At 39.2% G+C, this 24,945-nt stretch carries 31 protein-coding genes and 1 other annotated feature; of the genes, 8 read left to right on the top strand and 23 right to left on the bottom strand.

Annotated features, from left to right (window positions below; translation table 11 throughout):
• Positions 1-246 precede the first annotated feature (246 nt).
• Positions 247-1,392: a TIGR04053 family radical SAM/SPASM domain-containing protein gene (locus AABM38_RS12390; RefSeq protein WP_423406705.1), complete on the top strand. Its 1,146-nt coding sequence runs from the start codon at positions 247-249 to the stop codon at positions 1,390-1,392.
• Positions 1,393-1,843: 451 nt separating this feature from the next.
• On the top strand, positions 1,844-2,140 hold the full coding sequence (locus AABM38_RS12385; protein WP_423406704.1) for a HesB/YadR/YfhF family protein: 297 nt from the start codon (positions 1,844-1,846) through the stop codon (positions 2,138-2,140).
• A gap of 133 nt (positions 2,141-2,273) precedes the next feature.
• On the opposite strand, the gene argS is transcribed toward AABM38_RS12385, so the two are convergent.
• The 6 genes from argS to AABM38_RS12355 form a co-directional block, all read right to left on the bottom strand.
• Positions 2,274-3,971 (bottom strand): arginine--tRNA ligase, encoded by a 1,698-nt coding sequence (gene argS, locus AABM38_RS12380; RefSeq protein WP_423406703.1) that lies wholly within the window; start codon positions 3,969-3,971, stop codon positions 2,274-2,276.
• Between the two features lie 41 nt (positions 3,972-4,012).
• Positions 4,013-4,225, bottom strand: a binding site (T-box leader).
• Positions 4,226-4,267: 42 nt separating this feature from the next.
• Entirely contained in the window at positions 4,268-4,750 is a 483-nt protein-coding gene (locus tag AABM38_RS12375) for a GNAT family N-acetyltransferase (RefSeq protein WP_423406702.1), read from the bottom strand.
• A gap of 47 nt (positions 4,751-4,797) precedes the next feature.
• Positions 4,798-5,703 carry a hypothetical protein gene (locus AABM38_RS12370; RefSeq protein ID WP_423406701.1) on the bottom strand — a complete coding sequence of 302 codons (906 nt, stop codon included), beginning with the start codon at positions 5,701-5,703 and terminating at the stop codon, positions 4,798-4,800.
• A complete protein-coding gene (locus tag AABM38_RS12365) occupies positions 5,687-6,220 on the bottom strand; it encodes an RNA polymerase sigma factor (protein WP_335377855.1) in 534 nt (177 codons plus the stop codon). Before AABM38_RS12365 ends, AABM38_RS12370 begins: the two co-directional genes overlap by 17 nt.
• Before the next feature lie 159 nt (positions 6,221-6,379).
• The gene (locus AABM38_RS12360; protein ID WP_423410725.1) at positions 6,380-6,649 is read right to left on the bottom strand and encodes an OsmC family protein; all 270 of its coding nucleotides are present in this window, start codon (positions 6,647-6,649) and stop codon (positions 6,380-6,382) included.
• Positions 6,650-6,850, bottom strand: coding sequence for a hypothetical protein (locus AABM38_RS12355; RefSeq protein ID WP_423406700.1), 201 nt, complete (start codon positions 6,848-6,850; stop codon positions 6,650-6,652).
• A gap of 212 nt (positions 6,851-7,062) precedes the next feature.
• Here AABM38_RS12355 and AABM38_RS12350 point away from each other — a divergent pair, with 212 nt between their 5' ends.
• Both AABM38_RS12350 and AABM38_RS12345 read left to right on the top strand, forming a co-directional pair.
• On the top strand, positions 7,063-7,191 hold the full coding sequence (locus AABM38_RS12350) for a hypothetical protein (RefSeq protein ID WP_335377857.1): 129 nt from the start codon (positions 7,063-7,065) through the stop codon (positions 7,189-7,191).
• Between the two features lie 96 nt (positions 7,192-7,287).
• Positions 7,288-7,761 carry a hypothetical protein gene (locus tag AABM38_RS12345; RefSeq protein WP_423406699.1) on the top strand — a complete coding sequence of 158 codons (474 nt, stop codon included), beginning with the start codon at positions 7,288-7,290 and terminating at the stop codon, positions 7,759-7,761.
• A gap of 57 nt (positions 7,762-7,818) precedes the next feature.
• Here the strand turns inward: AABM38_RS12345 and AABM38_RS12340 are convergent, their stop codons facing one another.
• Genes AABM38_RS12340 through AABM38_RS12330 form a run of 3 tightly spaced genes read right to left on the bottom strand, consistent with a single transcriptional unit; the run spans position 7,819 to position 9,192 of the window.
• Positions 7,819-8,112 (bottom strand): metallophosphoesterase, encoded by a 294-nt coding sequence (locus AABM38_RS12340; protein WP_423406698.1) that lies wholly within the window; start codon positions 8,110-8,112, stop codon positions 7,819-7,821.
• 3 nt (positions 8,113-8,115) lie between these two features.
• Positions 8,116-8,565 carry a metallophosphoesterase family protein gene (locus tag AABM38_RS12335; protein WP_423406697.1) on the bottom strand — a complete coding sequence of 150 codons (450 nt, stop codon included), beginning with the start codon at positions 8,563-8,565 and terminating at the stop codon, positions 8,116-8,118.
• Positions 8,566-8,577: 12 nt separating this feature from the next.
• Positions 8,578-9,192, bottom strand: coding sequence for a LysE/ArgO family amino acid transporter (locus AABM38_RS12330; RefSeq protein ID WP_423406696.1), 615 nt, complete (start codon positions 9,190-9,192; stop codon positions 8,578-8,580).
• 446 nt (positions 9,193-9,638) lie between these two features.
• On the opposite strand from AABM38_RS12330, the gene AABM38_RS12325 reads away from it, so the two are divergent.
• A complete protein-coding gene (locus AABM38_RS12325) occupies positions 9,639-10,379 on the top strand; it encodes a class I SAM-dependent methyltransferase (protein ID WP_423406695.1) in 741 nt (246 codons plus the stop codon).
• A 605-nt stretch (positions 10,380-10,984) separates the two neighbouring features.
• Here AABM38_RS12325 and AABM38_RS12320 read toward each other — a convergent pair.
• The 7 genes from AABM38_RS12320 to AABM38_RS12290 form a co-directional block, all read right to left on the bottom strand.
• Entirely contained in the window at positions 10,985-11,170 is a 186-nt protein-coding gene (locus AABM38_RS12320; RefSeq protein ID WP_423406694.1) for a hypothetical protein, read from the bottom strand.
• Positions 11,157-11,519 carry an NUDIX domain-containing protein gene (locus tag AABM38_RS12315; RefSeq protein ID WP_423410724.1) on the bottom strand — a complete coding sequence of 121 codons (363 nt, stop codon included), beginning with the start codon at positions 11,517-11,519 and terminating at the stop codon, positions 11,157-11,159. Before AABM38_RS12315 ends, AABM38_RS12320 begins: the two co-directional genes overlap by 14 nt.
• Before the next feature lie 103 nt (positions 11,520-11,622).
• Complete coding sequence (locus AABM38_RS12310) at positions 11,623-12,000, bottom strand: HIT family protein (RefSeq protein WP_423406693.1); 378 nt, start codon at positions 11,998-12,000, stop codon at positions 11,623-11,625.
• A gap of 12 nt (positions 12,001-12,012) precedes the next feature.
• Positions 12,013-12,465, bottom strand: a complete 453-nt coding sequence (locus AABM38_RS12305; RefSeq protein ID WP_423406692.1) for an NUDIX hydrolase — start codon at positions 12,463-12,465, stop codon at positions 12,013-12,015.
• 13 nt (positions 12,466-12,478) lie between these two features.
• On the bottom strand, positions 12,479-13,186 hold the full coding sequence (locus AABM38_RS12300) for a class I SAM-dependent methyltransferase (protein WP_423406691.1): 708 nt from the start codon (positions 13,184-13,186) through the stop codon (positions 12,479-12,481).
• 20 nt (positions 13,187-13,206) lie between these two features.
• Positions 13,207-14,328 carry a DNA polymerase III subunit beta gene (gene dnaN / locus AABM38_RS12295; protein ID WP_423406690.1) on the bottom strand — a complete coding sequence of 374 codons (1,122 nt, stop codon included), beginning with the start codon at positions 14,326-14,328 and terminating at the stop codon, positions 13,207-13,209.
• 125 nt (positions 14,329-14,453) lie between these two features.
• Positions 14,454-15,059: a class I SAM-dependent methyltransferase gene (locus AABM38_RS12290; RefSeq protein ID WP_423406689.1), complete on the bottom strand. Its 606-nt coding sequence runs from the start codon at positions 15,057-15,059 to the stop codon at positions 14,454-14,456.
• A gap of 239 nt (positions 15,060-15,298) precedes the next feature.
• Between AABM38_RS12290 and AABM38_RS12285 the strand changes: the two genes are divergently transcribed.
• On the top strand, positions 15,299-15,502 hold the full coding sequence (locus AABM38_RS12285; RefSeq protein ID WP_335377892.1) for a thioredoxin: 204 nt from the start codon (positions 15,299-15,301) through the stop codon (positions 15,500-15,502).
• 66 nt (positions 15,503-15,568) lie between these two features.
• Here the strand turns inward: AABM38_RS12285 and AABM38_RS12280 are convergent, their stop codons facing one another.
• Entirely contained in the window at positions 15,569-16,396 is an 828-nt protein-coding gene (locus tag AABM38_RS12280; RefSeq protein ID WP_423406688.1) for an MBL fold metallo-hydrolase, read from the bottom strand.
• Between the two features lie 111 nt (positions 16,397-16,507).
• Positions 16,508-17,107: a YdcF family protein gene (locus AABM38_RS12275; protein WP_423406687.1), complete on the bottom strand. Its 600-nt coding sequence runs from the start codon at positions 17,105-17,107 to the stop codon at positions 16,508-16,510.
• 82 nt (positions 17,108-17,189) lie between these two features.
• Here AABM38_RS12275 and AABM38_RS12270 point away from each other — a divergent pair, with 82 nt between their 5' ends.
• Positions 17,190-17,660 (top strand): DinB family protein, encoded by a 471-nt coding sequence (locus AABM38_RS12270; protein WP_423406686.1) that lies wholly within the window; start codon positions 17,190-17,192, stop codon positions 17,658-17,660.
• A gap of 144 nt (positions 17,661-17,804) precedes the next feature.
• Positions 17,805-18,347 (top strand): DUF3231 family protein, encoded by a 543-nt coding sequence (locus tag AABM38_RS12265; RefSeq protein WP_423406685.1) that lies wholly within the window; start codon positions 17,805-17,807, stop codon positions 18,345-18,347.
• A gap of 121 nt (positions 18,348-18,468) precedes the next feature.
• Here the strand turns inward: AABM38_RS12265 and selB are convergent, their stop codons facing one another.
• The 5 genes from selB to AABM38_RS12240 all read right to left on the bottom strand — a co-directional run bounded on the left by selB (position 18,469) and on the right by AABM38_RS12240 (position 24,919).
• Entirely contained in the window at positions 18,469-20,325 is a 1,857-nt protein-coding gene (gene selB, locus AABM38_RS12260) for a selenocysteine-specific translation elongation factor (RefSeq protein WP_423410723.1), read from the bottom strand.
• Between the two features lie 99 nt (positions 20,326-20,424).
• Complete coding sequence (gene coaW, locus AABM38_RS12255; protein WP_423406684.1) at positions 20,425-21,231, bottom strand: type II pantothenate kinase; 807 nt, start codon at positions 21,229-21,231, stop codon at positions 20,425-20,427.
• A gap of 233 nt (positions 21,232-21,464) precedes the next feature.
• On the bottom strand, positions 21,465-23,396 hold the full coding sequence (locus tag AABM38_RS12250; RefSeq protein WP_423406683.1) for a PhoX family protein: 1,932 nt from the start codon (positions 23,394-23,396) through the stop codon (positions 21,465-21,467).
• 224 nt (positions 23,397-23,620) lie between these two features.
• Positions 23,621-23,932 (bottom strand): DUF3892 domain-containing protein, encoded by a 312-nt coding sequence (locus tag AABM38_RS12245; RefSeq protein ID WP_423406682.1) that lies wholly within the window; start codon positions 23,930-23,932, stop codon positions 23,621-23,623.
• 96 nt (positions 23,933-24,028) lie between these two features.
• The gene (locus tag AABM38_RS12240; protein WP_423406681.1) at positions 24,029-24,919 is read right to left on the bottom strand and encodes a superoxide dismutase; all 891 of its coding nucleotides are present in this window, start codon (positions 24,917-24,919) and stop codon (positions 24,029-24,031) included.
• Positions 24,920-24,945 lie beyond the last annotated feature (26 nt).

Genomic DNA, 24,945 nt, shown 5'->3' with positions numbered 1-24,945 from the left:
CTGCTCATCTTAACCTGAGACATATTCCATATACTTGATTTTGCAAACCGGCTGTGTTTAATGTTCCATTCTCATATCCAAACTTCCTGGCTGCGATTAATCATATTTGATCTCTCATCATTTGCCCCTAAATTAGTGAATTGTAAGTTTTTAATTGCAGGTTTGTTGTATTGTAACATTCCTTACATGCGATTAAGGCTAAGATTTTTATAATAAAGCTATAACTTTGAAAGCATGGTGATTAATATGCACGGACAAGAACTCAAACAACAGGAACCGATTAATTTTAAAAAGAATCCGTATATCGTAATTTGGGAGGTAACCCGGGCTTGCCAGCTAAAGTGTGTACATTGCCGGGCAGATGCACAGAACAAGCCAGATCCCATGGAATTATCGTCCGAGGAAGGGTTCAAACTGATTGACCAGATTTATGAGATGAACATCCCTATGCTTGTTTTTACTGGTGGTGACTGTATGATGCGAGAAGATTTATTCGAGCTTGCTGATTATGCTGTAAAAAAGGGCATGAGAGTTTCCATTACTCCTAGCGCAACTGACAATGTGACAAAAGAAAGAATGTTGCGAGCAAAGGAAGTAGGATTATCACGATGGGCTTTCAGTCTGGATGGCCCGAATCCAACTATTCATGACCACTTCAGGGGTACCCCCGGTTCTTTCGATTTAACGATTGAAAAAGTTAAATACTTGAATGAGCTTAACATGCCACTTCAGTTAAACACGGTTATATCACGATATAACTTCGAGTATCTCGAGGAAATGGCTGAATTGATGAAGGATCTAAAAGTCGTCATGTGGTACATTTTCCTGCTTGTACCAACTGGCCGCGGGCAACTTGATGCTTGCCTGACACCGACAGAACATGAGAAGGTTTTCCGCTGGCTTTATGAACTTAGTAAGATGGCTCCATTTGATATTAAAACAACCGCTGCACAGCATTATCGACGGGTTGTATTCCAGCAAAAAGCACGGGAAAAAGCTGTGGATCGTTCAGAAATCCGATATGAGGATACATTGACCAAGGATATGGCTTCTATCATTGATGGACTAAAAAGGGCTCCAAAAGGTGTTAATGATGGGAATGGATTTGTTTTCGTATCACATACAGGAGATGTCATGCCATCCGGTTTGCTTCCGCTTGTTGGCGGGAATGTAAGGGATATGTCTCTAGCTGAAATTTACCGCGAGTCGCCTATTTTTAAAGATCTTCGCAACCCTGACAATTACAAAGGAAAATGCGGTGTTTGTGAATTCCGTTATGTTTGCGGCGGGTCACGATCAAGAACATATGCCGTAACAGGAGATTACATGGGAAGCGAACCATATTGTGTTTACATCCCAGAAGCAATTCGCAAAAAAGAAAAAACTGTATAATTTGAATGATATTATGATCCCCTTGCATCATTTGCAGGGGATTTTTTGTTTGGAAAAGGTATTGGTAAGGTAATTCAGCGTTCAAGAATCTCAATTTTATTAAAAATTATAGTGAAATTTACTCCCCCGAAAAATATATTGGCGAAGTTCACAATTATTCTGGCGAACTGGAAATAATCATCGATAATTTCCAATTTCAATTTTGAAGGTTTTTAAACAGTGTAATTTCCTCAGTAGAAAAAATTCTCATTAAACATTGAAATGAATATTTACTACAAACCGCATTCCACGAGCAGCATTCGGCGATTTGGAAAAGTACTGTTAAGTTTGAATGAAAATCAATCTTTCTCATTTATGACACTTTCATGACTTCAGTATAACTGTGACATAAAGCACCGACGCAGAGTCCTTGAGGGCTTTAAAATAAAACTAACGAAAGGATGGTGCAAAAATGACAATCTCGATTGATCAAAACGCATACAAATGGTTTGAGAGAGAATTTGATACACCAAAGCCGTTTTACATCCGCCTTTACCCTCAATATGCCGGGTTTGGTGACAAGAACAAAGGGTACAGCCTTGCATTCGCTCGGGAAACTCCGTCTATTGCTGCCCAACAGCAAGAGATTGATGGAATTACCTTTTTTGTCGAGTCCAATGATACATGGTTCTTTGAAGAAACTAATGTTGAAATCAAGTACAGCGATACAGAACAAGAAATATTCGCTTTGTATGAGGAGCTCCATTAAGGAGTTGAAAGTGTTTTGGTTAATACTTTCTAAATATTAAATGCTATTGCACTGTTTAAAAAAAGTTCTTACCAGGAAAAAGTTTTTATCAAAATCGGAGCCTCAGCGATTGTCTGAGGCTCTTAATTTTCCGCTACATTTCCTTCGGTGCTTTGATTCCCAGCGATCGCAAACCTTCCTCGAGTACAATGCTGACTGCATATACAAGTGCCAGTCTTGATTCTTTTTCATCGTTTTCTTCAAGGATGCGGACTTCCCCGTAATATTTATTAAAGGCTTGTGCGAGATCAAGGACATATTTTGCGATTAGTGAGGGATCGTATTTTTCAGCAGCACGACAGATTGCTGCCGGAAAATTGAGAAGATCAATAATGACAGGCCATTCTGCTTCCCCGTTCAACCGGAACTCTTCAAGATTGCCGCTCCATGCCGCTTTTCGCAAAATTGATTGTGCGCGAGCGTTTGTATATTGGACGTATGGACCAGTTTCGCCTTCCACCTTAAGCATATCCTCCAGAGAGAACTCTATATCATTCATACGGAAGTTTTTTAGGTCATGGAACATGATGGCGCCTGTACCAACCATTTTTGCTGTTTCTTCCTTTGCAGGCAGTGATGGATTCTTTTCTTCGATATTTTTCAATGCTAACTGAATCGATTCATTCAGAACTTCTTCTAATAAAACCACTTTGCCTTTCCGGGTCGACATTTTCTTTCCATCCTTCAGGATCATGCCGAATGGAATGTGAACCAAATGATTACTCCAGTCAAAATTCATTTTTGCCAGTACTGCCTTTAGCTGTTTAAAATGGAGGCTTTGCTCATTTCCTACTACATATAAAGATTTCACGAATTGATATTGATCAAACCGGTACTTAGCCGCTGCCAGATCCCTGGTTGCGTACAAAGTGGCACCATCTGATTTTTTTATCAGGCATGGAGGAAGCTCTTCTTCTTTAAGCATAACTACCTGTGCTCCAGCAGATTCCTCTAAAAGTTTGCTTTTTTCCAGATGCTCAACGATTTCATCCATTTTATCATTGTAGAAGGCTTCCCCAGCAAATGAATCAAATTCAATCCCCATCAAATGATATATCTTTGAGAATTCCTTCAGTGATTCATCTCTAAACCATTTCCATAGCTGCAATGCGGTTTCGTCACCATCTTCCAGTCTTTTAAACCAGTCGCGGCCGGTCTGTTCTAGTTCGGGATTAACTTCTGCTTCCACATGAAATTTTATATATAGGGCCAGTAATTCTTTGAATGGATTCTTCTTCACTGTTTCTTCGGAACCCCACAGCCTGTAAGCAGTGATCAGTTTTCCGAATTGTGTTCCCCAATCCCCTAAGTGATTGATTTTAACTGGCTTGTAGCCAGTTTTCTCTAGTATTAGAGCGATTGCATGACCAATCACTGTTGACCGAAGGTGCCCCATTGAAAATGGCTTTGCGATGTTTGGGGAGGACATATCAATAGCAACAATACCATTTTGTCCTATTGAAAAATCACCATAATGTTCTTTTTGCTCAATAATATTATTCAAAACATCTTGAGCAACACTGGTTTTATTTAAAAACACATTCACAAAACCGCCTGCTGGTTCCACTTTTTCAAAAAGGTCCATGCTCACGCCTTGCAATCTTTGACTGAGTTCTTCCGCAATTTTTGAAGGAGCCTTACGCATAATCTTTGCAAGCTGAAAACATGGGAAAGCCAGATCACCCTGATTTATAAATCTAGGTTTTTCAATCAGACGCTCTACTTCCTGGATCGTAAGCTTATCATCTAACCCGGATACGATGACTTCTGCATACTTCTTTATATACATCATCCCAAGACCTCCCAAATAAAATAAAAAACTCCCGTCTCTTTAAAAGAGACGAGAGTTAAATCCCGCGGTACCACCCTAATTGTTCCATAAAAGGAACCTGCTTGCATTGATAACGGAAGCTCTCCGGCTTGCCCTACTGATTTCAGGCAGGCATCTCAAAAGTGCGCTTCATTATTCTGTCTCACCAGGCTCCCATCATCCCCGGCTCGCTGCAGCAGACATTGAATAACTACTCTCTTTTTCATCGATTAGATATTTTTACCATTATATGCAACTGTACTTAAGATTTGCAACCATTATTTTAGGATTAATGCCGTATCAAATTCCTGAATAGACCTTTTGCGGTTATCGGACCTTTCTGTGTAGTTACCGCCTGTGTACTCACGAATAATCTTTCTCCAGAAGGCTTTTGCCGGTTCATTCTTTTCAATTTGCGTGATGCTCCATTTTCCTTGAAACATGTCAAAGAGCTTAACTGCTGCTGCTTTTCCAAATCCCCTGCGGTAAAATTTCCTCAAAATGAAAAATTCCCGAATGATATGTGGCTGATCTTCACTACCGCTTTCTACTAACGAAAAGCCTGCAAGTTCGTTTTCATGAACTATAAAGAATGCATGCAAATTCGGTTCTGTCCAGTAAGGCATCAAGTCGAAAGGCGTATATTTCCCATTTCGTTCAATTTTAATATCCTGAAAAACCGTAAACTCATATATATAAAATTGCATTAAATGATGTAGTGTATCTTCTTCTCCCTGGGTTACAGATACTATATTAACCATTGCATTTTCCTCCATTTTTAAGATAAGAGCTGCTGCGAAAACGCAGCTTATTCACCCTGCTCTGGATAAGTAAATTCGTAGCTGATCCTCTTTCCATTCAGTGTTATTTTTACCACTTCATATCCAGTTACGGAAGTGAAAATATGAGATGAATCCCCCATTGATTTTTCCTCCCATTCACCTGTAGATCTAATTTTATTCAGGTATTTATTGTATTCCTTCAAACTTGCATTTTCCCAAATGTATTTTTCAGTGTGGCCATTCTTCTCTACAGGGTTCAATCCAACAGGGAAAGGGAGAGTGTCATATCCATGTGTAGCATAAAGCTGTTCATCATGGATGTATGGCTTTTGATTCTTATACTTCAATGTAGCGATAAAATTAAATATTTCCGCATATTCAAGCTTTGGAAAGTCAAAACTGAAATGCGTTGTTTTATTCTCAGCTTTAACGAAGAAATGGTACCGCAGTGAAACATCTGTCATTTTCACATGTTCTATATAGAGGGTTGTGGGATAAGGGAAATGTTCCAGTTCCTTTTCCACATACATTGCACCTGTGCTGGTTATTTTTTTTTGTTCTTCTTCTGTTACTATATCTGCATAACCAACTGGTATGGAGCTTCCCTCTTTAAAAAACGCATAGCCATCTTCAGATTCCTCACCATAAATTTTGGCTGCATTCCATGTGAATTGAGCGTTCTTGCTTGCAGAGGAATCTGGTGCTTCCTTCTTTTGATAGTTGTATTGCAATTGGAATAGAATACCTGCTGAAATCAATAAAAATAGACTCGTAAGCATTACATTTTTCCATTCAAAGATTCTTAAAACAGTTCTTTCCTTTGTTTTATTACTTATTGAATGGGTGATCCGGTTACGAATGGCTTCTTTTTTGGATGCAGGTGGTTTGACTTGCTTTAGAATCTTCCAATTTTCATCAAAATGATTGTTCAATTTGACTGCCTCCTTTTAAAACATCCATTTTTTTTAAAGCTGCTATTGCCCTCGATAATGTCTTTCGTACCTTTGTATCGGACCAGCCAAGGATTTCAGTAATTTCTTTTGTCGAACATTCTTCAATTTTCTTCAAGGTTATGACCAGACGATATTCGGGTTTAAGCAATTGAATAGCAACAAGCATTCGTTCCACGGCATCACGGTTTGCCACATATTGCTCCATATCAAATGGAGATGGGATGTCTTTATCTGTGATAAAAGCAGCAAAAATCCTTCTCCGCCTTCGCTTTCGTATTTCATCCATAACCAGGTGCTTCGCGATACTGAATAGCCACGTTTTCTCATTTGACCTGTTTTCGAAGCGGTCAAACGATGTATAAGCCCGCACAAAAGTGTCATGGACAAAGTCTTCACAGCATTGCCGGTCTCCAATCATGAACAGGATAAAACGATAAATGTCTTCATAATAAGTTTCATACCACTCCATTACCTGTTTTTCTTTTACCGGTTTCAAATTTTCCGCCACCTCATTTCCATACTCTAAATTATAAGTCGGCTGATTTGTGAAATCGTGACAGCTATTTTTAAAAATATTGTACAGATTAGGGATTTAGCCTTCTTCACATAAAAAATGAGTCCTCTCGGCAGAAGATGAGGACCCATTTTATTATATTTAATACTCTTCTAATTCCCAGGTATGAGCGAATTGAATGCTCCCTTTTAGTGTTTGAGCAACGGGACAACTCCGTTCAAATACGGAAAGGGCTCTCTCGGCAGCTTCACGTTTTCCTGTAGGTATCTTTAATTCAAAGTGGCAGTTGATTCTTGTAATCTTTAATACTCCTTCAGGTGCTTCGATGATTCCTTGTACCTTTGCTTTAACCTTTTCGGGTGTTGCAGGTATTTGGCGCGCTTCCAGCGCTCCAGAAAGGGTGCCGACCAGTCAGCCCCCAGCAGCTGCAACAATATGGTCTAGCGTCGATGGGTATTCTGTTTCGGGGTTAACTTTATAGAACTCTTTCACACCACCGTGAACACCATAAATAACAGGTTCGGAAAAACCATCAATAACAGCTTTCTTAATTTTATTAATGGAGTCGAGCTGCACAATTTGGATAGATGTTAAATGGATTGGTTTGGACAATTGTCATCCCTCCTGAAATTGTAATTAACCGTTAAAGTTTTGACATTATAGAAATTTAGATTGGTAACGATTGTTATAGGTTCATTTTAAAGATAGGCTGTCCATTTTACAAATAATAGGGTACAAGCTGAGGCATGTCCAAAATATTTTCATATGTTGTAAATGTAAGGTTCGGATCTTACCTATCTTTCATAAAGAAAGGGGGTGGAAAGATGATTGCAACTGCTGTGATTGTACTATTGATGTCTCTTGCTTTGGTTGTTGCTTTATTGCTAGGCACTGAACAGCAACAAACAACCCTTGTAAGATGTATCGCCGCTGTAATTAACGCTGGAGCTTAATCTCTTTGAGATTTGACACCTGAACCCCTTACTGCCTCCCCGGATGGACCGGTCATTTTCCGGGGAGACACATAAAAAAACAAAAGAAAGGCAGTGATGAAAACATTGGCTAACAATGATGAGCGGAAACAACAAAATGAAGATGGCGGTCAATCTTTTGATTTAAAGAAGCTCGTTAATTTTACGGAAAGTTTACTTCAAGAAGACCAGAAAAAGGAAATACAGCAGATTGAGCAATTGCCAAAAAGCGATCCTTCCACTTCTTCACCTTTAAAGGATCTAGGAGAGGTTATCACAGAAGAAAACCTAGCTTCGATGGTGAGTATGGCTAAGAATCTTGTAAACCCTTCTACCATTTCTCTTTTATCAAAACTAAATATTCCTATTGAGAAACAAGAAAGAAAGAACGACATGGACAAATTAATGCTAACGATTGAACTGCTTTCAGGTGACCTTAAAGAGATCCATATTGAACTAGATCAGATAAAACAGAAACTGAGCGCAATCAGCGAGCAGAACACCGTTTTAAAAAAAGAATTACTTTCTCTAACTAATCGTAGAAGAAGGTAATTTCTTTTTGTTATACAATTTTTTATATGACTGCCTTATCTTGGTAAGGCAGCTTTATTATTTCCAGGACTGATTTCCATGAAAAACGCTTAAAATGAATTCCCTGTCTGAAACCTGCAGTTTTTCATAAGACAGCAGAAAGGTTCTATTGTCATAAATGGCTTTTTCGAAAACAACCTCGATCCTGCTGCTTTCAATATTTACGATTGCATATGGGGCAGAAGGCTCAAATGTGCAGCCCAAAGACCCCGGGTTCTCGAACAGGGGCTTTTCCCCTTTATAATAGTGCAATGGATGATGATGGCCAAAAAAAATGGCATCTTCCTGATTAGTAGAGAACAAAGTCTTCATATTTTACAGGCTTGGTTCAACAATCGAACTGAAAGGATCCTGGCTAATATGGTCATTCATCCTCTCGGTGTCAATATGATAATGAGTAAATATAATTGATTGACTCTCGATATTTACCTTCAGCATTCTAGGTAGTTTTTCAAGGTTAGGAACATAGCTTTGATCCATTTGATTAGCAATCCATTGATGATGTTCTCTTGCATGTAAATGACTTTCAGGATGCTTTTCCCCTTTTATAAGGGCTAGTATAGCTTCATCATGATTTCCGGTTATCATTGAGACATCACTTCTCGAAAATAAAATGTTCAATACCTCGTTAGTATCTGGGCCAATCCCAATCATATCTCCCAAACAATAAATATGTTCGATATCTCTCATTCTATCGATTTCATTTAAAACAGCAATTAATGCAGGTGCGTTGCCATGTATGTCAGTTATGACGGCAAACTTCATTAAGTTTTCACCTCATTTGTTTAAAAGTTGAATTGCTAAGTATATTGCTGTCCCCCACATGATTAAGGCTGACACTTTGTTTAAGAGTGCTAGAAACCCAGCAGAGCTCTCCAGACGTCCTGTTTGCCTGCCAACATACGCAAGCGATAAAAACCAAATCCAAGAAGTGAAAATACAAGCTAGTGTGAAGGCTATTTTATCGGCACCGAAGTATGCAACCGAACTGGTTCCGATCACACCGATTGTGTCCATAATTGCATGTGGATTTAGTAAGGAAACAGAGGCTGCAAAGGCAATTTGTTTTTTAGGCGTAAATGATGCCTTTTCTATTGAATTGCTATGGGGGTTACTTTTCCAGGTAACATAACCCATATAAACTAAAAATAATATCCCCGCCGACAAGAGTAGTGTATTGAGCCAGCTGATTTTTAGAATGATGACGGATATTCCTAAAACAGCAAGAGTGATCAGGACAGAATCACAAATAGATGCAGTCAGGATTACTGGCAAAGCTTTTTTATAGGACGGTTGTATTGCACCTTGATTGAAGACGAAGACATTTTGCACCCCTAACGGGAGAATCAAGCCAAAAGATAAAATAAATCCGTGAATACTTGCAGTTAACATTTATTAAACCACTACCCTTTAGTTCCTTTACTTACTATTATCATAACACTTGCAAAGTTGAAAGCTGTTTATTGCTTCTTTTTGAAATCAATTACACAATTTCTTTTCATACTCCCTTTAAAAAAGTAGGCTCTGTTATAGATGAGTGTTGATTTTTCAAACCTGTTGATTGTAGTGGAAGGCGCGTAGACTCCTCCGAAAATGCTAACGCATTTCCATCGTGCGTGGGCATATTCGAGGAAGCTATTCAGTGTCCTGCGGGCGCAGCTGGTCAGGTGAGACCCCGCAGGAGCGCAGCGACGAGGAGGCTCACCGCCAGCCCCGCGGAAAGCGAAGCGCCTGGAACGAAAATCAACAGCCTTGTTTAACAGAGCCAAAAAGAAAAAGGAAGGAAAATGACCGTTGATATAGAATATTGTCTAAAAAGCATATGGAGGTTAAAAAAATTGCAAATTGATACTTTAAGGATAAATAAGAAGAGCTGGGATGAAGTGGCTCCTCGATTTTATGGAAGGACTGCTCTTCCGGAGTATGGTCCCTTTGCCCCTACTGAGGATGAATTGAATTTGTTTGGAAATGTTGCAGGTCTCAGGCTGCTTGAGATTGGGTGTGGCAGCGGGCATTCGATAAAATATATGCATGACAATAATGCCGGTGAGATTTGGGGTCTAGACCTATCAAGCAGTCAAATTTTGGCCGCAAGAGATTTATTGTATCAAACGGATGTTCATTTATTTGAATCATCTATGGAATCAGATCCAGGTTTGCCTCATGAATATTTCGATATGGTATACTCGATTTTCGCGCTGGGATGGACAACGAATCTTGATCTGACTCTGAAAAACATTCACAAATACCTTAAGCCAGGAGGTATTTTCATTTTCAGCTGGGAGCACCCCCTATATAGCCGCGTGAAAAATACTGACTTAGGGCTTATGCTTGATAAATCCTATCATGAGGAAGGCTCTTACGATCACGAAGCATGGAACCATCCTGCTTTTATGCAGCAATATAAAATTTGTACATACATAAATACACTTATTGAAAACGGATTTCGAATTGAAAAAATGGTTGAGGATGTCCGTTATTCAGAAGAATTAAAAACAAGACATGAGAATAGATGGTATAACTACGCGAAGGTATCGGCGATTCCTACTACGATTATTTTTAAATGTTCAAAATCATAATCTAGTTGTAATTTTTATGATCCTTCGGCAGCCGCAGTATAAGGACCAATTTTAAATGAGGTCCTTTTGCTTTTTTCTTTTCATTAATCCTCTTCAAATACAATCTTCTTTCATACAGCTTATTAATTCTTATCCAAATTCCTGTCCGAATATGAGCTGCTTTCGGACAGCTTTATGTTTCTTATCCAAATTCCTGTCCCAATATGAGCTGCATTTGGACAGCTTAATGTTTCTAATCCAAATTCCTGTCCCAATATGAGCTGCATTCGGACAGCTTAATGTTTCTAATCCAAATTCCTGTCCCAATATGAGCTGCATTCGGACAGCTTAATGTTTCTAATCCAAATTCCTGTCCCAATATGAGCTGCATTTGGACAGCTTAATGTTTCTTATCCAAATTCCTGTCCCAATATGAGCTGCATTCGGACAGCTTAATGTTTCTAATCCTTACTCCTGTCCGAATACGAGCTGCATTCGGACACCTTAATGTTTCTTATCCAAATTCCTGTCCCAATATGAACTGCTTTCGGACAGCTTAATGATTCTTATCCAAACTCCTGTCCGAATATGAACTGCTTTCGGACTACTTTGTGCTTCTTTTGATTTTATGATTTATCTTTAAACAGAATCTTGGCTAATCCTATTCCTGTTAAAGTCGTTAAGCCAGCAAAAATACCAAGATATATCCGATATTTCCAATCGAACAAATCATCTGCTATTATAAGTACCGTTGCAACAAATGCAGATGCAAATATAATTTGCCTAACACTCATTTTTTTATTTTTTCCCATGATTCCCCCACTTTTCAGCTCTTAATGCAATAAAATTCTCCAAAATCATCAAATCGACTCCATCTATATGAAGGTCATCTTGTAAATTCCAAAGTCTTATCTCGGACGTTTCTGGATTTTCCCTAAATGGTTGAAGACTGTTGAAGCTTGTAAAATAAATGGGGTTATATTTTAATTGAGAATTTGAACTGTTTCGAACCATCGCTAAACCTTTGAATTCCATGCCGTTTACAATCTGACCTGTTTCTTCAAAAAGTTCTCTTTTCGCACATTCCATTGGTGTCTCTCCTGCCTCCCTCTTGCCCACAGGCAGTTCCCATTGATTTCGCCATTTATTCTTACAAAGCAAATAATTCCCGTTACATTCTACGATGGCAAAGGAGCCGGCTAGTGGATTGTATTGATTGATCTCTTTCTCGCTGAGTCTCAGGAGCTTAACAAACGTAAAACCATTATTTTGACTGGTGATCAAGCAGCTTTCTCCCCTGTTCGTCGCGAATTCTTTTCCCGAAATGTATGTGCCAGTGCATATGCTTATTGCTTTGATAATCTCCTATATTCGTAGACATCGTGCATGCACCATGCTTTTCATTAAGCTGGCTGGCAAGCTGTCTGATGACATGAATTAGATCCTGCAAGATTACATTTTCATCTTCAGTCACGGTTATGAATGATAATATATGTTTTTTAGGTATGACGACAATATGTACCTCATAATAAGGACGAGTGTGATAGAAAGCCAGACTATGCTCTGTTTCTATCACAATGTCCACTTTTGTTTTACCTGACAGAACCTCTTCGCAATAAAAATCTTCCCACAAGTTATCCATTTTTCTCACTCCTTATTGTACGAATTCTTTTATGTAATGGTTTATAAATCTGAGGTATGACTCTGTCAGGCCCACTGGTAATTGGTCAAGACTAAAAAATTGTAAATCTACGGATTCACTCTCATCTATATTTATTTCCCCCTGTATATCATTCGTGAAGTAAACGGCTGTTACCGAAAATAGCTCGTCACCGTTTGCCACCCTTAAAAAATACTCCGGTCCCGAGAAGACTCCTGCTAATTTAAGTTCCCCTACTATCAGGCCTGTTTCCTCTTTGACTTCTCGTCTTGCAGTTTCTTCGAGGCTCTCCCCCATTTCCATTATTCCTCCCGGAAGTCCCCAGCCTCCATCTATTCTATGCTGCAGTAATAACTCAGAATCTTGATTGAAAATTAAGACAACCGATCCCGGTAATATCAAAGGTCGATGACCGACCAATTCTCTAAGTTCACTGACATATCCCATTCATATCACTCTATCACTGTTTTTTGAATAAAGCGGTCCATAATGCAGAAGTGCCGAATAGAGGTCCGTCCTGAGACACATCTCTCATTTTCCTTATCTCGACCACTTCAAAATCCTGAAAAATTCTTTTTAATTTCTCTTCAGTAAAACCAAGCCCGCCCTTTAAGCTTTTTAATCTGTATACATCCCAATCGGATATTTCAGCTCCACCTAGTTCTCCACCTTGAACAAAACAAGTTAGCGCAAAAGATCCTCCAGGCTTTAACGCACGATTTACCAAGTCAAGATAATCCATCCTTCTATGGGGTGCTATATGGTGGAAGCATCCTGAATCATAGACGATATCATATGTGCCTTCCTCGATCTCTAAATCAAAAATATTTGTCTCGATAAAATTCACGTCGATGTTTTTCTCGGAAGCTCTTTCCTTTGCCCAGGTTATTCCTTCTTCAGACTGATCTACTGCATCGACAACACAGCCTTTTTCAGCAAAGAAAATCGCATTCCTGCCTGGACCGCAGCCTAGTTCAAGAACTTTCCCCTTTGATAATTTTTCTGTTTCAAAGTATTCCACTACATTTTCGTCCGGATCATTCCGGAAGAAAGGAACCTTTCTTTCCCTATCGGAATAAAAGTGATTCCAATCAAACTTGCTTTCCTCTTTTAAAAATTGGTCCAGCATATTCAACAGATCATCATAGCTTTTAATCATTTCATTCATCTAAAATCCTCCTAAATTATTCAGGTCCTTACAGGTGATACAAGGTGTTTTTGTGTGCAGCTTTCAACTGGCTGAATTAAAACAGGTCTCATTGAACCTGAGAAGCTTAAGCTTACCAGCTCCTCACTGATCGCTTTTAGCGCATCCATTAAAAAACAGCCATCGAGTGAGATAACAAGCTTCTTTTCACCACTTATGCTTTCAATCTTCTGAACCTCTTCTATTTTTCCTAAATCACTAGAATAAGAGGATATTAATAGTCTTGAATCATCCAGTATTTCGAGTTTAACATTGTTATTTCTTGAATCTCTTGCAAATAAACAAGCACGGTCGATTCCTTTTAAGAACTGATTTCTTTCAATTATGATTGTAGTTTTAGATTCTTCTGGAAATAGTATTGTTACATTTGGATATGTTCCTTCTATCAGCCTTGTATAAAAGGTAATGTCCTGTGATTTAAAAACGAGATAGCGATCAGAAATATATAACGCTATTTCCTCAGAAGAATTGCTGAATATCCTGATCAATTCTTTTGCCGATTGCAATGGTAAAATATATGCTCCATTAATTCCTGTAGCAATTACCATCTCGCTTAATGCCAGTCTATGTGAATTAGTTGCAGCAAACATAAGTTTATTTGCTTGAAAGGAAAGCAGCAAACCAGTCAGAACGGGACGAGAATCATTATGAGAGACAGCAAATGAGGTTTGTTTAATCATTTGGGTTAAACTGTGCATCGGCATTTCAATAGATTTCATGCTTGTCAATTCCGGCAGCTTAGGGAAGTCATCAGGATTAAATCCGCTAAGCAGAATGGTTATTTCCTCTGAATGAATTTTTATTTTTTCATTTTCGATTAATAGAATGGTAATCATATTCGGCATTTTTTTCACTAGCTCGAGTAAATGTTTAGCAGAAATAACAATGCTCCCAGTTTCGAATATTTCCATACGGCCATTGCCTAAAAGAGGAATTTCTTTTTCGATATAAATGTCATGATTGGTTGCCGCCACTGTCAAACCATTTGAACCGGCAGTAATTTTTATGCTGCCTAGGATAGCTGAATTGGTATTTGAGGGTACAATCCTGATAATCTCAGTTATGGCTTGATAAAAGTAATCTCGCTCAATTCTAAATTTCATTTAAAAACCTCACAAAAATTTTATCTTACTATTCAATTCGACATAAAAATGGGAAATTCCTGTAAAATTTTGCGTAAAAAAGCGACCTCCCTCAAAGGGAAATCGCATGATCATTCAACCGTTTATTAAACTTTTTCCTTCTGTAAAATTAGCTGGACAACATGTCCCATTCCGGTATGCAGCTCGCCTTCTTTTCTTTCTTTTTCGCCGTAAAAGAAATGAAGGATCTTGTAGCCTTCTGTCCATTTCAGTATATCCACTGGATGATAAAGCATATCAACCGTTTTGGGTCCCCCGGTTTTGTAACGAACCTGATCCTCCGAATACACCTCCATCATTAAGACGCCACCTTCTTTTATACTCGAGAGCACCCTATCAAATACAGTCTTTTGATCCTTTTTATCAAAATGGCCAAAAACCATAATAGCTGCATCGAATTCTGCTGTCGGTACTTCATCATGGATTAAATCCTTTTGTTCCGTGATGACCTTTACACCATATCGATGAGCGAGAGCTTCTGTTTTCCTCAACCCGTTGTCTGCATAATCAAAGGCAGTTACATCGTGGTTTTGTCTGGCTAAGAATACGGCATTTCTGCCTTCACCTTCCGCAAACGCTGCGACTTTTTCAAGATTTTTCAAGCGGTAAGCATGCGAGTGTATGAACTCATTAGGTTCTTCTCCATAAATATAATGCTCTGCTCCGAATCTTTCGTTCCATGGATTTCCCATACGATCACTCCTTCCTTTTTCATTATACCCAATACCCTTTTTTTAGTATGATTAAAGAACCTGAGGCTATCCTAAGATAAAAAGGGTATGGTGTATTAATAGGAGGTATAAATATGAATGAATTGACATCGATGGATGAAGTTAAAAGTTTGATAAATGATCATGAAGTAAGCTTTATTTATGTATTAACTGACAGCTGAAGTGTTTGTCATGGTTTGCTTCCTCAGGTTGAGGAAGTGATGAAGGATTTCCCAAAAATTGCAATGGGATTAGTAAACGCTGCAAAGGTAGAGGAAATCGCAGGATTCTTAATGGCTTTCACAGTACCTGTACTTGTCCTATATGTAGACGGCAGGGAATATTTAAGAGAAGCAAGGATCGTCCAAGTAGAAAAATTCAGGGACGATGTAACTAAAATTTATGAAGGTATTTTTGGTGAATAATCACTTGCTCGCAAAACGCCTGGTGTTGTTAAAACAGGCGTTATTTCACATGCAGTCAGAACTCCTCTAAATCATATTAACTAACTTGCCCTCCAAAGCAGCAATATACCGCTTAGCAGATTTTTGAACAGATTGATGAGCATTTTCCTTAATAATTCGATGAAATGCATTATATAGTCGATCGAAATGAAGAGTGTTGACCTTATCTGCCATTTCCTGAACCTTGATAGCTGGCAATGGAATAAGGTTTGGATAACTATACATGAAACTTACCCATTGTCGATCGGCCACTACTTGAATGATGTCTCCAGTAAGAAGTAATCCTTGCTTGTTCACATCATGTTCCCAGTGCAAAACACTTCCCCCATTAAAATGCCCACCCAAACGATACAACGTTACACCCTCATCAAGCTCAAGAGAATCTCCCGACCAGAATATGATTCTGTCGCTCGGCCTTGTGACCCATTGTCGATCAGCTTCGTGGATATAAATGCTTGCTCCGAATCGTTCAGCCCATTCAACCTGCGTCGAATAATAATGCGGATGGGATAAGGCAATGGCATCTACTCCTCCCAATGCTTTTATTTCATTTTCCGTACTGTCGTCGAGGTAGGTAATGCAGTCCCATAACAAGTTGAATCCATGATTTTGTATGAGGTAAGCTGTCTGTCCGATTGCATAGCCAGGAGTAGTTGTTATACTGTACAGGCCAGGCTCTTCAGTGACAATAGTATTTCTGTAATTCCCTGAATCAATAAGTGTTTCAAGCGTTGTCCAAGACTGTCCATCTGGATGGATGTACTGCCTTTCGTCAGCGCATATCAAACAAGTATCGGGTGTATTTATTGATTTTGGATATTGGACACCGCAAGTATTGCAGATAAAATGGTTCATATTGAACACCTTCCTCATATTTTTCTTATTTTAATTATAGAAAATTCAAAAGTAGTCCACTTCGGTTGATTGTTGTAACTTTTCTACAACTTTTGGCTGAGAATTGCATTTTTATAATTCATCATCCAATAATGCTCCCCAACTAATATATTCGATGATCTTCTTGGCCTCGGTAACAGCTCTTTCCCTGCCATATGGCGACAAGAACCAATTATCCTTACATGTGGTTTGGTCATCTGCAGGACATAGTGTAAATTCAATCCATTCAGGCATATAAGTCTTAAAAGTAAGATATGTTCTTCGGATATGATAACTACTCGTCACGATCAGCAGACGCCTGATTTTATGCAGCGGGCATGAACGGTCTAGAACCAGTAGAGAAGCGAGGACATTTTCTTTCGTGTTTTTAGATACATCTTCAACTAAAATTTTGTCTTCTGGGATACCAGCTGCGATGGCTTTATTTTTCAATAAAGCAGCTTCCGTCAGATTATTGCCCGGCCAGGTAACACCCCCAGAAAACAGAATTTTATCAGCACGACCTGATTTATATAATTGAAGAGCCACGGGCAGTCTGTATTGTATTGCTTTACTGCTGCCCAATACGACTATACAATCCCCTGACTGTTGATCATCTTGAAATTCTCCGAACAAGAGCTTTGTAATCTGTTCATCTGAAAGGATATTTGGATTTAGTTCTGATATTTTCATGTAATTTGCATCTCCTCTATAACTCATTTATAGCAAGTTCATGTTAAAATATAAGAAAATTTAGAACCCGGAGAGATTCCTTATGTACGAATTGTTTTTGTATAATTGGCAAGTCAGGGACGATTGGTTTGAATGGTGTGAGGATTTACCTGATCATGAACTTACAAAACACCGTGTTGGCGGCATGGGCAGTATATTGAAAACCTTATTCCATGTTATTGATTGTGAACAAATATGGATTAATCAAATGCTTGGCAGCCCTGTGCGTGAGAGAAAATTCGACGCCTCTTGTACTCTTGAAGTGGTAAAAGAGTATTCCTTGATAACAAGAGAAATGACTAAAGAATTTATTAAGGATTGGTCAGTCCAAAAGGATGATGAAATCCTTGAAATAAACAGTAAGAACGGACGCTCATTTACATTCCCATATCGTAAAGTGTTGAACCATATCATTTCCCATGAGATTCACCATATTGGACAACTATCCATATGGGCGAGAGAACTTGATAAAAAGCCAGTAAATTGTGATTTACTCATTAGAGATATTTATTAGACCCCTTCATGGACTGAAGGGGTCTTTTTAATTTTCTCTTTTCCTCATGCAAATCCCTTCACTTTCCAAATATTAAAATGTATCTTCTAACTCGTCTGGAGCAAAATATCAGATGTGTCCAATTTCCTGTCAAAAGGAGAAAACATGAATATTGATACGATAAGGGGTGCAATCATGGGAATTTTAAGTGGTAATCCAAAGGATGAACCGATGCATTATGGTGAGGTTTTTGGTGCATGGACGCATCTTTCTGTAAATCATGGTCTTATTGCCGGCTACCAGACATTTGTTAACCATATTGGCGATGAGGATTTGAAAAAACTTGTCTTAGAAGCAATTGAGGCCCTTAAAGAAGAAAAACGCCAGGTTGAAGAATTGCTCAAAACAAACGGAATTGGTCTTCCGCCGGCACCACCGGAACGTCCAGTGGCTCACCTGGAGGATATACCTCCTGGAGCACGGTTCAGTGACCCTGAAATCAGCGCGTCGGTTTCAAAGGATGTTGCTCAGGGCTTAGTTGCAGCAAGCACAATGATTGGTCAGTCGATCAGAGAAGACATTGCGACAATGTACGGCCAATTTCATATGGCAAAAGCTCAATTCGGAGCTAAAATGCTCAAGTTAAATAAGACAAAAGGCTGGCTGGTACCTCCTCCCCTGCAGGTTAAATCAACAGAAAAAGCATAATATTATTATGTAAACAATGGACAACTATATTTGGTTGTCCATTGTTATATTCTTTCCTCAAATTTTAAATAAATTAGATATAACAATAAAAACAGCAGATCATTTAGACCTGCTGCTTCATTTACTTTTTCCATATCCGCTTGTTTTCTACCCTTTTTGTATATCCGAGAGAATCTAACCGCTCTAGGAAGGGAATCATGTATTTTCTTGATAATTCAACTGCTTCCTTAGCCTCTGCTACTTCAAATTCAGTATCTGTATGGCTTTTCAGCTTCTGGACCGCATTTGCGAAGTGCTCGCCATGGCAGGCAAACTGGTCATCCAGCAACACAATTTTTCCTTGATCCTCCAATAACCTCTTTAATTCCAAACCGAGAGATTCGGGTATTCCCGCATTCTTAATATAGTCATTAAGATTAGCAACCTTTAAGCCATCTTTTTTCAGTTCACTTAGCAGGTTTTCTGTCCGTTTTTCCCAATTTTTCGGTACATGCGGTTCAAAGTTTGATAAGGAAACGAACTGTTCTTTTCTTGAAAAAATACCTCGCCCCATACCATAATCAATGATGAATTCGATAAGCGACTTTGAAAACTGTTTTTGCAGTGATTGAAGAACCTCTGCCTTATTTAGTCCCGGGCGCATCGGATTTGCTTCATGAAATTCTTTTAGCTTGTCTTTGATGTCCTCTTCAATCAGTTCTACAAGAGAGCTAAGCGTGTATTCCTTGCCTGAAATCTGGACAAATTGTTCATCTTGCAAATTTAACTTTAATGTTTCTTCATCCAGTGCCGTCCTTTTAATCAAATCTGCCATGGTAAGACTTTTCGCCTCATATAATGCAGCATTGATCCTTTCAATCGGCGTGCCTGCTTTTTTCTTTTCCAGCTCTTCAATTGTCTGCTGGCCGAATCGATATTTATTTCCGCGCGGGTCGATTACCCAACCGCCTCCGATTGTTTCCTGCGGACTTGGCCGCCTGATGATAAAGCGGTCTCCGCGTTTAGTCACGATTTTTTCTTCCAGCCTAAGCTGACAAAGAATTTCCCCGTTTTCTTCCTTCAGTTCATTCCTGTCAAAGAAAACGATTCTGCCCATTACTTCAGCTGTACCAATATGGCATTTAATTGGCGTCCGTTGCTTCACAAGATGGTCTAAATCTTCGACAACGCGAATTGCCACATCTAATGTATTCGTTACAATAAAATGATCGGATGAAACAAGGACCTCTCCCCGTTCCAGGTCATATTTGGAAACACCAGAAAGATTGATAGCCGTACGCTGGCCGGCAAATGCAATCTTTGCTGGCTTATGATGGACCTGCAGCTGACGGGCACGGACTTCAATGCCATCTGGCAGCACTTTCAGTAGCTGTCCCTCTTCAACCGTACCTTCATACACAGTGCCCCTGACCACTGTACCTTGTCCCTTAACGGTAAAAACCTGGTCAATTGGAAGACGGAACGCGCCTTTCGCATCACGCATCTCCTGTTCCTTCAAGGTATCGATAATCAATTTCTTTAACTCTTCGATTCCCTTTTTCGATAAACTGTCAACCATCATAAACGGAGCGTTTTCAAACACAGTGCCTTCCAGCTCACATAAAATATCATCCTTGACCAGTTCAACGAATTCATCTTCTACCCGATCTATTTTTGTAATGGCGATAATCCCGGTCCGAATCCCCAAAAAGCCAAGGATGTCCAGATGTTCCCTTGTTTGCGGCATGACACCTTCATCTGCAGCTACAACAAGAACGACTAGGTCGATTCCGGCTACTCCCGCAATCATTTGCCGAATAAACCTTTCATGGCCTGGAACATCTACAACGGATATTTGAAGTTCCTCATCCTCATATAAAGGCGCGAACCCAAGTTCAATCGAAATTTGCCGTTCCTTTTCTTCTTTCAAACGGTCGGTATCCACATTCGTCAAAGCTTTTGTCAGCGACGTTTTCCCGTGGTCAATATGTCCTGCCATTCCGATGGTAAAATACCTCTTGCTCAAATGCTGACACCTTCTTTTTATATGTATAAAATTACTCTAACTTTAAAACAGGAATTGTTCAAGCAACTGATTTCAGATCCTTTTTGCTCCTAGAGCCCCGCTGTACTCACCATTTTGAAGAAACACTGATTCAAGACCTGACATTTTAGCATACTTTTCTAAATAGGATTGAAGCACCTTATTTCCTGAGAGGGTGCTCCCTATATATATAACTTTCTTAGTAGAGTGTAAGGTTGCAGCCTGTACTGATAATAAAGTGATTGTCTCAGAAATCATATTTATAACAGCGGCCACTTGATCCGCTGCAGAGCTCTCTTTGCTCTTTGAGGCCTTGGCAAAGTTACTCGCAGTCAAGTCGCCTGGAATGGGTGGCTCTTCTGGGTGATAAATATCTTTGACTAAGAGGTCAACTTTCCCCCTTGTACCTATTGACGCCAACTCAACCAACTCGGAAAAATCTCTGCTATCCCCAAGGAGCGTACCCAAACCCATAAAGGTACCTCCACCGATCCCGCTTCCAAGAACCCGTTCATAATGACTCCCTTCCATCACAAACCATGAAGTGCCAGTTCCGATATTGACGAGCAGGACTTTTTCTTGCAAAGAGATTTTTTCTTGCTCCATCAAATACATTGCCCCTTCACAGGCTGCCTTGAATTCGTTTACAATTTCAGCCTCTTGAAAGAAATCTGCTTTTATACTTCCTGCTTTTCCACCTGTCAAAACGATTCTTTTACTGGCTGCAAACATTTTAAGCCAATTAAACGCAGATTCCAGGTCTTCAATAGAATACTTTTTAAAATGAATTCTGCTTTTTTCTTCAAAAGCGATCTTAATGAGCGAACCGCCTGCATCTATACCAATTGTATTCTCATTCATAGAGAGACTCCTTTTAAAAGAATAATACATGAATAAGCCAAATAATTAACTCTATTGTACGTCCCTAATCTTTCACAAATCAATAAAAAGCACAAGTTGTTCAATCTGTCATTTTAAACTATTTTTGAAATCGATTAGGAAATCATCAAAAAATCCCTGAACAAGTAACCGAAACTTTTCGATCTTGTCAGGGATTTTTCTTATTTATTGGGTTTTATAGGCTTGATCTAAATCTATTTTTCATCTTTATGGTTCTTATCAGCATCCTCATCAAAGGAAGGAAGGCCTGAGATGTAACCAATTCCGCCAGTTTTATTGATGCCGATTTCTCTGTCCATAGCAGCTTTCAATTCATCTTTGTCTACTGCTGTTATTGATTTTGTATCAAGTTCATCTCCTGGGTGCTGGAAATTACTCATGATATATGAGAATCCATTACGATTTTCAGCAGCAAACAGACCAGTTGATTCTGCGCCTGCAGGAGTTGATAAAATTCGTGTTAATTGCTTTGTATCCAGATTATAGGCCCAAACAAAGTTATTTGTATGCATTCCGCTATCTTCGCCGATAAATAGTGTTCGCATTGCTGGAGAGTAGCTCAAATTATCAGGGCTGGCAACTTTATCAACATTTGCTGTATTGCCATATTCGTCTGCTTTTGCCATATCTTCGCCGACTAATAACCCTTCCATAGATGCAGCAGCGTATTTACTGTCGATTGTATTTCCATTGCAATCTGTTTGACCACCAGCCAAGTTTAGCTGATACGTTACTCCCGATTTCATTTTTGGCAGCTGGATATGGTCTGCTGGATCCTTTCCAGTTGTATCTTTTTCCATTCCCTTGCTTTGATCTGCTATCGCAACATACACTTTGTTATCTTTTTCATTCAGCGTTAACCCTTCCATCTTGTTGAATTCAGATGTCGCACCAAGCATTGCTGCATAACGGCGTGATTCAAGGAAAGTGGCAGCCTTTTCCATACCAGGCTTTAGTTTAAGATATTCTGTTTTACCATGAGAATATTGTTTAATGGCTTTGAATCCTTCTTTTGGTGCATCAGATGTTTCGAAGATATCGCTGAACTTAATGCCGCTGTCAATGATCTTTTTGACTTCTTTATCCGATGCATGTCCAAGTTTGATCCATTCAAGGTTTCCAGAACCGCCATTTTCTGTTCCGGTCTGGTTAAACTTAGCTGCATAAAGAGTACCTTTTGACAGGTCCGCTTTTTTATCTGCTACGTACATGAACATCGTTGTATAGGATCCGTCATCACCGAAGAATGCAGTTCGCTGGTCTGGCATTACCTTCATTAATTCATGTGAGAAACGGCCAGTACTGTAATGCTTTTCCACTTTTGTCTTACCCTTTTTATTGACCTGAATTTCTGGAATATATCCATAGAAATAAGGATTTGCCTTAGTTTTATCTCCAAAATAAAGCTGTGCAAAACTCTCGACCGAAACCCTTGCTGATGATTCAGGATCATTTTCAAAGCTTCTCGCATCTGGTTCGTATTCTTCAGAACCTAAATGCGTATTCCATGGAGATAAAGAGCCGTTACAAGGAATCCAAAGTCCGTTCACTTCAGAAAAATCAATTTTTGTCACTTTATCCGCAGATAATTCCCCAGTCTCTTCATCCTGGTTTAATTTTGTCAGAGACATTGAAGCTGGTACAACTCCATATGCAGACTCTCCAGCAGCATCCATTGTCTGGTATTCATAATGAGTAACCATAAATTGTTGTCCGTTAATAGGGTTTAATAAGCTGTTTGAATCTGGAGCATCCGATACAAAAGGAACTGGTTTTCCAGGAACGCTATTATCCATGATCGGATCACCGTTTACGTCAATTGGTGTCCCAGCAGCTATCATTTCGCCTTTGTTTGTTGCTACCTTATCTTCTGATTTAAAAAGCCTGTTATAAGATAGGGGGAAATTCTTCGTAGTTCCGTCACTATACTTTACATCAACTGATGCCTGAGTATAAGTTTGGACCATTTGTTGAATTGTTGAAGGGGCTTGCATGCCATTAAATTTCACAGAATCTATTTTAGTTTGGCCTTTTTCAGCCGCAGCTGCAGGTGTTAAAGCAGGAATCGTTAAGGCCAGTGCTAGAGCAACCGTAGCACCTTTTTTAGTCATTCTTTTTTTATTCATATTGATCCTCCTATAACTTTGTAATAGATTATCCATTTCCTATTAAACTCTATAAATGTAAATCTGATATTGGATTAGCGTTAAAAAACATTATGTTTTATTTCATTTAAGTAAATACGTGGGGAGTTATTGAAAACTATGTAATTTTCTTTACACACAGAAAATGAATAAAGGCTTCCGTCATTCAACGGAAGCCTGGAAATCAATTAGGTTTGATACTGATTTTAGAATAAAGGCAGGTTATCTAAATTGTTCTCTTTAATACCATCTGGTTCACTTCGGATGATATCCCGCCCATATTTATGGAAAACGTCAACATGAGCCAGCTTTCCTTCTTTTGCTTCGTTTAAAGCAGTAATATAATCTAATTCCCTGCCTTGTTCTGTCTTGAATGCAATGATATCCCCATCATCATTCTTGCGGACAGCTATAATCTGCTCTTTCCCAGTCTGGAAATCATTCGTCTCGATTAGAGCTTGTCCTTGGCTCTGTTCTTTGTATTCTTGATAAATTTTGTTGAAATCCTTATTTGCCATAAAAACACCTCCCGAACATATGTTTAGTTTTGTCATGATGGAAGTTTTTTATGTGTAGAGTACAAAAAAGGGTGACGTATCATCACCCTTGTCTTTTTAAAATGGCTGCCACATAAGTGTTCTAGCCTTATTATATCTTTGTTCAACCTCTTGCCAATTGACTACCTTCCACCAATTTTCTATATATTTTGCCCGTTCGTTTTTGTATTGTAGATAGTAGGCATGCTCCCAAACGTCCAGAACGAGCAGCGGAATTACATCCCATTGGGTTAAGTTTTGGTGTTTTTCTGCCTGGAGGATTTCCAATCGATGGGCTCGTGGTGAACAAACCAGGATTGCCCAGCCAACAGCTTCGACGTTTTTTGCAGCTTCGGTAAAATGCTGCTTGAATTTTTCAAAGCTGCCAAATGATTGACTGATTGCTCTTCCTAGCTGGCCTTTTGGAGCTCCTCCTCCATCTGGACTCATGATACTCCAAAAAATCGTATGAAGGTAATGTCCGGAACCATGGAAGGCTGCTTCTCTTTCCCAGTGCTTGATTAAACTAAAATCGCCGCTTTCACGCGCTTTTTGCATTTCTTTTTCTGCTTTGTTCAATCCATCCACATAACTTTGGTGATGCTTCAAGTGATGGAGCTTCATAATTTCTTCAGCAATGACAGGCTCAAGTGCATTATACGCATACGGAAGAGGCGGCAAAACATGTCCCCCAATTGGAACAGGTTGGGCTCTTTGTCCCTGCTGCCTTGCCAATTCATCTCCTGATCCACCGGAAATGTCCTCATATAAGTTTCTTGCTTTTGAGTATAAATCTGGTTGATTATCGGCTTTATCAGCATCTTGTTTTAAGGAGATGAGAGTTTCTTCCCATTTCTGAATTGTTGCTTCATCGTTGAGATCCTTCATTTGTCCCCTCATAGCAGTCAATTTTGTTTCCATCTCCCTGCACCATTCAACTAAGGAATACTTGAACCAATAACCGTTCATATACATCGCCTCCCCAAAAATGCTCA

It is taken from the genome of Heyndrickxia sp. MSNUG (genome assembly GCF_049532715.1).
Classification (GTDB): Bacteria; Bacillota; Bacilli; order Bacillales; family Cytobacillaceae; genus Mesobacillus.
Note: the sequence above shows the minus strand (reverse complement) of the source record. Positions and strands in the feature narration are given on the sequence as shown.